Origin of the sequence: Erwinia sp. (genome assembly GCF_049696395.1) — a bacterium.
GTDB lineage: Bacteria > Pseudomonadota > Gammaproteobacteria > Enterobacterales > Enterobacteriaceae > Erwinia.
Genome location: NZ_JBAVTT010000126.1, coordinates 1 through 10,197 on the forward strand (window position 1 = coordinate 1; position 10,197 = coordinate 10,197).

General features: G+C 46.5%; 5 protein-coding genes and 1 pseudogene. 2 read left to right on the forward strand and 4 right to left on the reverse strand.

Annotated elements, in window-relative coordinates:
* Positions 1 to 119: hypothetical protein (locus WCC56_RS15830; RefSeq protein WP_424693304.1), on the reverse strand; the 119-nt coding region annotated here is incomplete at its 3' end.
* 397 nt (positions 120 to 516) lie between these two features.
* The gene (locus tag WCC56_RS15835; RefSeq protein ID WP_424693301.1) at positions 517 to 1,494 is read right to left on the reverse strand and encodes a replication initiation protein; all 978 of its coding nucleotides are present in this window, start codon (positions 1,492 to 1,494) and stop codon (positions 517 to 519) included.
* A gap of 2,660 nt (positions 1,495 to 4,154) precedes the next feature.
* Between WCC56_RS15835 and WCC56_RS15840 the strand changes: the two genes are divergently transcribed.
* Both WCC56_RS15840 and WCC56_RS15845 read left to right on the forward strand, forming a co-directional pair.
* Positions 4,155 to 5,348, forward strand: a complete 1,194-nt coding sequence (locus tag WCC56_RS15840) for an AAA family ATPase (RefSeq protein WP_424693305.1) — start codon at positions 4,155 to 4,157, stop codon at positions 5,346 to 5,348.
* Between the two features lie 7 nt (positions 5,349 to 5,355).
* Positions 5,356 to 6,327: a ParB family protein gene (locus WCC56_RS15845; protein WP_424693302.1), complete on the forward strand. Its 972-nt coding sequence runs from the start codon at positions 5,356 to 5,358 to the stop codon at positions 6,325 to 6,327.
* Between the two features lie 1,511 nt (positions 6,328 to 7,838).
* Here WCC56_RS15845 and umuC read toward each other — a convergent pair.
* A pseudogene (gene umuC / locus WCC56_RS15850) lies at positions 7,839 to 9,058 on the reverse strand (translesion error-prone DNA polymerase V subunit UmuC).
* Positions 9,059 to 9,127: 69 nt separating this feature from the next.
* Positions 9,128 to 9,514, reverse strand: a complete 387-nt coding sequence (gene umuD / locus WCC56_RS15855; RefSeq protein ID WP_424693303.1) for a translesion error-prone DNA polymerase V autoproteolytic subunit — start codon at positions 9,512 to 9,514, stop codon at positions 9,128 to 9,130.
* Positions 9,515 to 10,197 lie beyond the last annotated feature (683 nt).

Below are 10,197 nucleotides of genomic sequence, written 5' to 3' on the forward strand. Positions count from 1 at the left end.
CTCATCGTCAGCTGGCCATCGCTGAGTAACGTTCCCCTATTGGTCGCCTGCTTCCCCGAGACCTGTAGTGACTGTCCGCCTTGCATCGTGCCACTGTTAGTTACCGTGCCAGCCTCAATCGTCGAAAACTCTTAACGGACTCATTGGCGGTCGCTATATTTAGCGCGATATTGCCGAGCAAAGCCTCCCGTGGTGGGCCGTCTGCACTGTGGGATCGAGGGGAGGAGCAAAATGATCACCCTCGCGCTAAATATTTTAGTTACAACATTCAGTCTCGCCCATTTTAAAAAGTAACTTCAAGATCGAAATCTACTCAATCATTACATCGGTTCTTAAGTTATTCAGGAGATGAAAGAAAAGGAGTTGAGCAGGCAAAAGAAGGATGGAGAAACTTCCTGTCAGACGATTACATACAGACTCTAATGTGGAGGGATTTTCTGTTCTTGGGGGCAAAAAAACGTGTATGTTGTAATTAAAATGCCGGGCCTCATGGTGAGATCCGGCACACAGCCATGGCTATTTTCGCTTACGTGTACGGACTTCTGCCGTGATGCGTTTGTGATTTTCCTTATCACCGATTAGCAAGTACCACTCTGCAAGCTTGCGGATGTCAGTAATGGGTGCTTTAGTATCAGCATCATAAGCATTCAGCTTATTAATCCAGTCATTCATCAGCTCAATACACTGACGGGCCCACCGCCCTTCCAGGTCAGACCCTTTAACAGCGCGTGGCCGCCGGGGTAATCTGGGACGTGCTGGCTTGGCCACTTCAGGACTGGCTTCATCTGCATAAATGAATTTTATCGCGGTAACTGTCCGCCCTGCTTTCACCGGTTCCCAGATTACAGAAATATCGGTATTAGCATTGATGCGGTCAACAGTAGGTTGCAGAAGCTTCTGACGAAAATCCCGGTAATCGGCATACTTGCCGACAAGTCCGGCTTTTTCCCGCATCCAGTCCAGGGTCAGAGTAACCTCAATGGCGCCATTCTGTTTGAAGCCACTCAGATGGCGTGATTTTATCAGCCAGCCGTAAAGCCTCACCGAGAACGGGGTATCCAGTTTGGCCAGATTGGAGAAATTCATCTGAGTGAAGCTCTCTTTGAGCTCATAAAGATAGGGCGCGACGTCCTGGCCAAATCTGACCACTACTGCACTCTGATCGTCGTCACTGATGTATTCAAGTCTGGAAAACCAGGCCAGCTGGACAGTTTTGACTTTGTTAGTACGGGCATCACGTTTATAAACCGTCACAGGCTTCTTCATGAGGCTCTCAGCCGCGGTACGCAACTGGACATGACTGCTGGTAGGATTAACGTTAAAAATACGCTGAAAGTCTTTAGGATAGAGGCGGTAGAGGATGTCAGGCTGAGGGCGACGACTGTCTATTTGCGCTAACGCGAGATTGAGAAGACGCATTTCATCCAGGGTGACGCTGTATGCACCTTCGAGAAGTTCATTACCCTGAACGACCGTGAGTTTTTTCGTTTCCATCTCGCGCTCTACTGTGGACTTTTTTTTAATAGTTCCACATATGATTTGCTGAGTCAACCAACTTGTCCTGGTAGTGCAAAGTTGATCGTTATGCCGACTTTTAAGGTGCTAAAGGGATCCTGTCAGGATCAGGTAATGTCTCCACATTCCCTTAAATCACTGAGCCTTACCCAATGAGTCTATCATAACCTTCCAATTAACAGTAGGTTATGTAATTTAGCTCGATGTTACCTCTTACAGATCGTTGATCTTATCATCCACAGGAAAACGATCCTCATTAAACAGGAAAGAGATCCACCTGAGACAGATAATGACTCCACGTTTAGCAGAAAATATCTCCACCTGAAGCAGGAAATCATTCCACAAAAGTCCGTTTAACTACATGAATCATATTACTTTTATCCTGTCTTAAACTGAAACTATTTAAATATAAACTAATAAAAGATCAAATCATCCAGGTAAACCTGGCCGATTTATTCACTTTTTATCTCCCCTACTCACTGTTCTCGTCTTCGTGGTGAATGCTGGATTACTGCGTGACCCCGCCACATTTTAAGTTAACAGATAATTAGTCCTCATATGTAGACGCTCTGCACTCTGTCAGGTAAAAGCTCCACATAAGCTAATAATCTATATATCTGATTGATAAATAACAATTTAACCTAATGAAATTCTTCCACATATACTCGCGAGTATACTTTCTTATGCTTTAAGCTGCCCCAGACTAAGAGATAACCGTGACACTGTATTACGACAATACTTCAGGAAATCCTTCCACATTAAACGCTCCAGTTCTCAGTTCTATTATCCCGGTTATTAGGTTTCACATGCAGATACCCTACGGGAAATCCTTCCACATATCTTCCAGCTTTCATCCCTACTTACTGAAGCAGATCGCAGAAAATCATTCCACATATCTAGATCCACACATGGCAGGTAATCTTTCCACATTCACTTAAGTTATTGTAATTAAAATGGTATGAGATTATTTTTTATTTCTTTATGTCTACTGTTGTATGAACATGCGAGGGTTAGGTTCTATCCTCCATACGGATCCCTTGTGCTTCAAATATTGCTAGAGCGGAGGAACTGACGATCTGGAAATTACTCCACATGTACTCCGCTTCAAAGTACAGGTAATCTTTCCACATATCTCCTGTGAGCCATCCATCGTTCCAAAGCCCTCTCTGCATTCAGATCAGAAAATCACTCCACATTTATCCTGCCATGGACTGATAACATTCCTCGAAATGATATCTCTCTCATCCGGAAATCCTTCCACGTATAGCCTTGTATTCAGTACAGAAAATTCTTCCACATTTAGTATCTCTGTATACCTGAAACTAAGTGGATGCAGCATTACTCTATTTCCAAATATCATTGAAGGAGCGGCTTATAATGTAAGTGTGTGCTAACTCACTAAATCATGAGACCGCTACTGATCACTATGTTATTAAGTATTTATTTGCACCTAGTAACGCCTAAATGTTGTTTTTTTCAAGCGCTCGAAGGTTGCTATAAGGTGTGGGTGCAGAGTATTTCGAGAGTCAGAAAAAACAAACTACTCTCAGCTCTGAACTATGTTGCTGTCGGAAGAGGGCAGGGGGAATTCAGGTTCAACCAACGCGGGAACCAACCGGGCGTATTCAGTTCTGTGGATGAGCTTTAAGTAGCAAGGCCTGCAAGCAGTTCACTGAGAGCGTTTCTTTACCTTTCTCAGGCAGGAGCTGAGTCAGTCGCTCTGACGTTATGCTGGGGCATATACGTACTGCAAATGTAACCCCAATCAACCCCCATGAAAGGTTCTCATCCGGGAGTAAAGTTGATCGGGATTCATTTCTATGCCGGTTGCCCCTCCAGTGGCAACTTCATAGTTGTTTAGTATCGTAACGGCTTTGCATCAGTTCGATCACAATGCGGCCGTTCTTCATGGCGAGCCAGATGTTGTAACACACCTTTTCCTGCTTTGCGAAGATTCACATGGCCAGTGGCAATTATGCGTTGGCCTCCTAACAGCTACCTTTGTGACGTAATCGTTGACCCTTATTTCATTAATACACCAGTCGTCCTGGGCTATCGGCAGTGACGGTTTGGAGGCTGTTTTCTCAACAGATTAGACGCCGTTTCATAAAATTCACTGGCCGCAGCACATGACTCGAGTCTGCATTGTGTTGAAAATTTCACAGATGAAATCAGCATAATGGAACTGTCGTGGTGAGTTGATCAGCTGGCAACCTCATCACCAAATCTGGTTCATCCAGGCAACGTTGTGAGGAGACATCTGCCGAATCAGGATCGTCCTGCACACCTTTTATACATATTCTATTCACCGTTTTTTGTGGATAAGATTGATGACATTATCAGGCCGTGTAAGCCGTAAGGGATAAGGGGAATTTGAATCCCGATCATGGGCATTGAGGCAGACATGCCCGTATAAATGAATAGCGGTGCCTCGTTACAGGCAGCGCTTATAACTGGTGCCAGCATCGGCTTAATCGATGTAGAGAAGGAAAAATGGCCTTTTGCTACATCTAATTCAAATGAAATCATTATTTTATATATTAGGTCAAAATTTGCTCATTAAAGGTTGATTTATATATGATTATGTAGGATTATTGCGTTAAAGTTATTTTTCTACATGTATGGAGCATTTGATGGTTATGGATTTGCATCAAACAGACAAAGTCGCGCAGCGTGCGGGTAAAATGCTCACTGCCCTGACTGAGCAGATTCAGGCTCAGAAGGAAGAACTCAAGGAAAACGAGTATTTTCAGGTCTATGCAAAAGCGGCTTTATCCAAACTGCCAAAGTTAACACGTGCAAATGTGGACTACGCTGTCAGTGAGATGGAAGAACAGGGGTATGTTTTTGAAAAACGTGCAGCCGGCTCTTCTTTAAAATATGCCATGAGTGTTCAAAACATTGTGGATATTTACCATCACCGGGGTGTTCCTAAATACCGGGATCGTCATGCTGAAGCGATGACGATCTTTGTTGGAAATCTGAAAGGGGGCGTTTCAAAAACGGTGTCGACAGTGTCACTGGCACACGCACTTCGTGCCCACCCTCACCTGCTCTTTGAAGATCTGCGCATCCTGGTTATTGACCTTGATCCTCAGTCATCTGCGACAATGTTCCTTAATCACACCCGCTCGGTAGGTCTGGTTGAAACAACATCGGCTCAGGCCATGCTGCAGAAACCGACACGTAAAGAGCTTCTCAGTGAGTTCATTGTGCCTTCGGTTGTTCCAGGGGTGGACGTGCTCCCTGCTTCCATTGACGATGCTTTTATTGCTTCAGGCTGGGAAGGATTGTGCGCGGAATATTTGCCAGGTCAGAACCCCCATGCGATTCTGCGCGAAAACGTAATTGATAAACTGAAGGCAGACTATGATTTCATTTTTGTCGACAGCGGCCCTCACCTCGATGCATTCCTGAAAAATGCCATTGCCTCTGCCGATCTGCTGATGACCCCAGTGCCACCTGCTCAGGTTGATTTTCATTCAACCCTGAAGTACCTGACACGTTTGCCGGAATTGGTGAGCATTATTGAGGAGTCTGGCTGTCAGTGTCGCCTGAAGGGCAATATTGGTTTTATGTCCAAGCTGTCCAGTAAACCTGACCACAAACTCTGCCACAGTCTGGCGAAGGAAATTTTTGGTGGCGACATGCTTGATGCTGCCCTTCCCCGCCTGGATGGATTTGAGCGGTGTGGTGAATCCTTTGATACCGTAATTTCCGCTAATCCCTCCACTTATGTCGGCAGCAGCGAAGCACTCAAAAATGCGCGCTCAGCTGCTGAAGATTTCGCAAAAGCTGTTTTTGACCGCATTGAATTTATAAGGATGAACTGAGGTGAATATGAACAAGAAACGCCAGACAATCGGACGCACCTTCAGCACGCCCGTTATTCAGGAAGATGCTCAGGCTGAACCCTCTGGCCAGATATTTACGCTTTCCTCCGGCAGGAAAGCTGTATTCACGCGGTTGACTGTGGATGCTTCAGAGATAAAACATTCCACCTTTGTTATCCAGGAAACCAATGGGCGTGATCAGGCAGCACTGACGCCTGAGTCGCTGAAGGACATCACCCGCACTCTCACTCTGCAGCAATTCTTCCCTGCGATAGGCGTGCGACGTAAAGAAGGGATTGAGATCCTGGATGGCTCTCGCCGGCGTGCCGCTGCCCTGCTCTGCAACTCGCCACTGGACGTTCTGGTTACTGACGAGTCACTGACGGTTTCCGAAGCCCGCGCCCTGGCTCAGGATATTCAGACCGCCCGCGAACATAACATTCGTGAAGTCGGCATGCGCCTGCTGGCACTGAAAAACAGTGGTCTGTCGCAAAAAGAAATCGCTGAAGATGAGCGGATGTCGCAGGCAAAAGTAACCAGAGCGCTCCAGGCTGCGAACGTTTCACAGGAGCTGCTTTCATTGTTCCCGGTACAGGCTGAACTGTCTTATAACGACTATAAAACGCTGCTTACAGCGGAAGAGTTGCTGACATCTAAAAGTATTTCAGTAGAAGAGCTTTCACTGAACATCCTTCCTGCTGTGGAACTGGTTCGTGAAGATGCTATGCTGGCAGAAGATGAGATTAAAAACAGGATCATTGCAGAAATCAGAAGCGAAGCGACACTGATTGGCAACGCAACGCCTGCGGTAAAGGTCAAGGTTACGCCTCTCTGGCAGTTCCCTGATAAAAACCGTTATGCCCGTAAAAAGAGTCGTGGGCGTATGTTCAGCTACGAGTTTAACCGCTTATCAGCTGAAATGCAGGATGACATAGATAAAGCGGTTCAGGCTGTACTGACACGTCACCTGAAAGACTGACTTTTTCTCTGTCGATATTTCACCGCTAACTTACTGAAAATACTCTTTTAGTTTTCTGAATTTCACGGTGAAATCTCCACTTTCATTGCCTGCATCTTCCTCTTTTATTCCTCATGGATCAATTCACTTACTCAAGGCAGGTCGCGGCTTCTGGATATCGAAAGCGAAGAACGTAGTGAATGAAACCATTTCCACTGGTTCAGGGTAAAAATGTATCTGCAATGTAGCAGGCACATCCCTGGACATGATCTGTGATATGCCTTGCTTCACTATCTTACAAAAAAAGAGGTTGCGCTTTTTTGCTAAATCTTTATGAAGAGAATTTTTTTCCTCATGAAAATGACCGTTCCGCCTGCTGACTAAATGTTTAAAGGATGCTGATAATCTGCGTAGCTTTAGGAAGAAGACAGGGAGTGTTTAATGTAACCCTTAGAAGGCTATTCTGGATGGTGGCATCGCATAACAAGTGGAAGCTCAGACTGACTTTGTTAATGCGTTCTTTAATTCTCGTATATCACGATGCTTGTACTTTCGTACCTCTACAGGCCTTTTTACCCAACATGTAATTAATCCCCGTGTAGATTGTTTTGCCAGAGTAGAGGATAGAGGCCCAGTTACAGTTACTGGCACAATAAGACCTCTGAGAGCATTAACAAATTCGATGTGTAAATACGATGAACTCCCACTCTGAGGAGCTCATCAGTAAGATATTTTTGTTAAAGTTGCCACTGCGTTCAGGGTTAAAACTGTTTGATCGGCTGTTAAAGTGTCCTGGATTGATTCCCCTGCAGATATGATTTCGAGCGTCTTCATGCTTGAACGTAATCTTTTACCTGCTTTATACTCGTCATTTCTGATATACGATTTATGCCATGGGGATTATCAGCCGGGAAGATCATCGTTTGATATTCATGGCCTCATCAGCCTTGCAGCCTTTGCCATTTTCACGAAAGCCTGAGTTCATGTTGACTACTTGAAGCACAGTTATACGCTTAACCCCCATCTCGGTGTTAGATATTGCACTTCATAAAGCAGGCGGGTATGGAGTCGAATATATGCCTGCAAACTTGTGGTTATGATATTCCAGCCGCTAAGCAATGACTGATATGCGTTTCCGCATCGGCTTTGCCTTGGATATCCTTCACACTGAAACATTTTTATAAAGCATTCATTCACGCATTCAGCTCATTAGTGTGGGATTGTCTTCGACCGAAATTTCCATAAGTATGAATTTCTTTGCTTCCATACCGAGATTTTCCCTGCGAGGGTTACAGTACTAGGCAACAGTAATGGCTGGCTTACGGCAAAGTTTGTCGACAGGATTGTGGCAAAAGTTAAAGTAGTTACTGATAATCTTTAACCGGTCAATGCTGGCCGCAGATTTTTTGAATGTTTATAAAACGGGCCTGGGCAGAGAATGTTGAATTCAAAGTGTAAAGATCTTACTTATGAAAATTTATATCATTCTGCACAACAAACGCTGTGACGTTGCCAGACGCAAAAAATATCTCTTAGCGAATAATTGCGACGGGAATAACCTTCCAGCAGGTTGTCCAAGCGGGTGACAACATATCCTTTTTCATCTGCCATTCCGGATTGATACCCTGGCCAGCAAACCATATGTTCCCTGTCCCGGGAACGTTAATGCGAACCATCACAGCCATCAGCTGTGAGCTGCCCGGCCGTGGTAAATGCTCATCAAAAAGATTCAGCTGAGCAACACCGTCAGGACAAAAATCCCCAAGCATGATGCCAGCTTTGGCTTAACGATGCCCGTTTCGCCAGATGTGTTCCAGACTTCTCATTGCCGCTGCAATGATGTCTCGGGTATCCTGGGTGGGAACACGCAGCTTTTTTCCGGCCACGTTCCCGTAATAAGGCTCACCGGGAGTAAGGGGGACGTCTTGATAAACACGCAGATATGCCGACAGTACTGCCCTTCCTGTCGCGATTTTTCACCTGCGCACTAGGCATGTTTACAGAGAGCCTGACGGATGCCATCAAGAGTTGTTACCCGCTCTCCAAAGCTTCGGCTGCAGAAGATTTGTTGCTTAGCTGGCGGAGCTTCTTCCAGCGCAATACAGGACTCTCCTCTGAGTTCCCTTACAGTACGTTCGAGTACCACACTAAAGTTTTCTCTGCTGAATGCCGGATTGCTTCTGGTCAGATCAAGTGCACTGATAATCCCCATAGCATTAAGCTTTTTAGCAATTCGCCTGCCGACACCCCAGATTTCTTCTACAGGCTGGCGTGCCAGCAGTTTATCCGTACGTACTGGATTATCCAGAGTCAACGCAAGCACCCCCCGAACTGAGGCCATTCTTTACCGGCTCATTGCGCGGATTTAGCCAGTGTCTTGGTAGGGCCCATCCCGACACCTACTTTTAAGCCGATCACGGCTTTAACTCTGGCGCGAACCTGTCTGCCAAAGTCTTCAAATGCTACGGCTTTGTCGATACCAAGTATACCGAGGAACATCTCATCAATAGAGTATTGTTCTACTGAGGGTGAAATCTCTTCGAAAGCAGCCATCACTCGCTGGGACATATCATGGTTTATCTGGAACCAGGGTGCCCCCATTTTAATTCCAAGCATTTTTGCGTCGGCTGAACGTGCAATAACGCCCCCGTCATTGTTGGACAAAAATGATCACCGGCTTACCGCGGAGGTCAGGGCGGAACAGCGCTTTACAGCTGAGGTAAAACGAGTTCACGTCAGCCAGTCCGAAGATGACCATGATTATCTCCGGCGCGCGCGTGCTGTTAAAGAACCAGGTGACGACGCCGAGCAGATGCAGCTCCTAAGGATAAATGGTTTCGTACCCCTTGTTCATGGGTAGGAGGGCGAGGCGGGGCTGCTGCTGCAGGCGCTTGACCGTAAACTCCCCGTTCACCTCAGCGATAACGATATCCCCAAGGGAGGCCTCCTTAGTGCGATCGACCACCTTGACGTCGCCGTCAAACAATCCGAGGTCCTCCATGCTGCTGCCGCTATCACGAACGAAGAACGTGGATGCCCGCAGGCGAATGCACAGTTCGTTGAGGTCGAGCTCCTTTTCGACGTAATCCTGGGCAGGGGAGGGGAAGCCAGCCGCGCAGGGTTCAGCAAAGAGGGGAACTTTCACCTGCGGCGTGAACACCGGTGGCCAGAGCAGGGTCAGGCCTTCAGAACGGATGAACGTTCTCATGACCTGCCACCCGACATTAACTGATGTGAGCTTTGCCGTTATGAATGAACTGATTGCATAAAAATTCCTCCTTCAATATTACTGTTCATATATACAGCGTCGGTGAGAGCGGATTTTATGGCAAGAGGAGGAAGCCGCACCCCACTGATATTGGGGGCAGGTACCTGAAGGGCTGTATTTTTTTTATTTCCCGGTCGCGTCAGCCGTCATTTTTTGTAGCAAATCAACCAGGTGAGCCTTGCTGACATGCTCAGACTGCAGTGCCGGCACCATATTGCCCAGCGTGAGCGTCATCGTGGCCAGCGCAATCGCCCGCTTTACGCGTTCTGCATTCTCATAGTCTTTGTACGTGCGAAGGCTTACCCCGAGTTCTTCGGCAGCCCTGTCGCGGCTCCAGAGCAGGCCCCCGGCGCCAGAGCCTCAGTTGCCAACCTGCCATATACTTTCTCCGTAACCGTCAACTTCATTCCATTATCTCAAAAGAAGTGCAGAAAATGCACTTTTCCACGATTAATTAATTTTTCTATATTTCATTCTCTGGCGCCGCTTGGAAAACGGAATCTATGGTCACTCCCGTTTTTGCAACACCGATTTTGACGATAAGTTGGCTTGCTTGAATCTATCCGGCGTCTGAATGGGATTTTATTCCCGCGCCTCGATGAGTTCCGCGCCTGATGAACCTC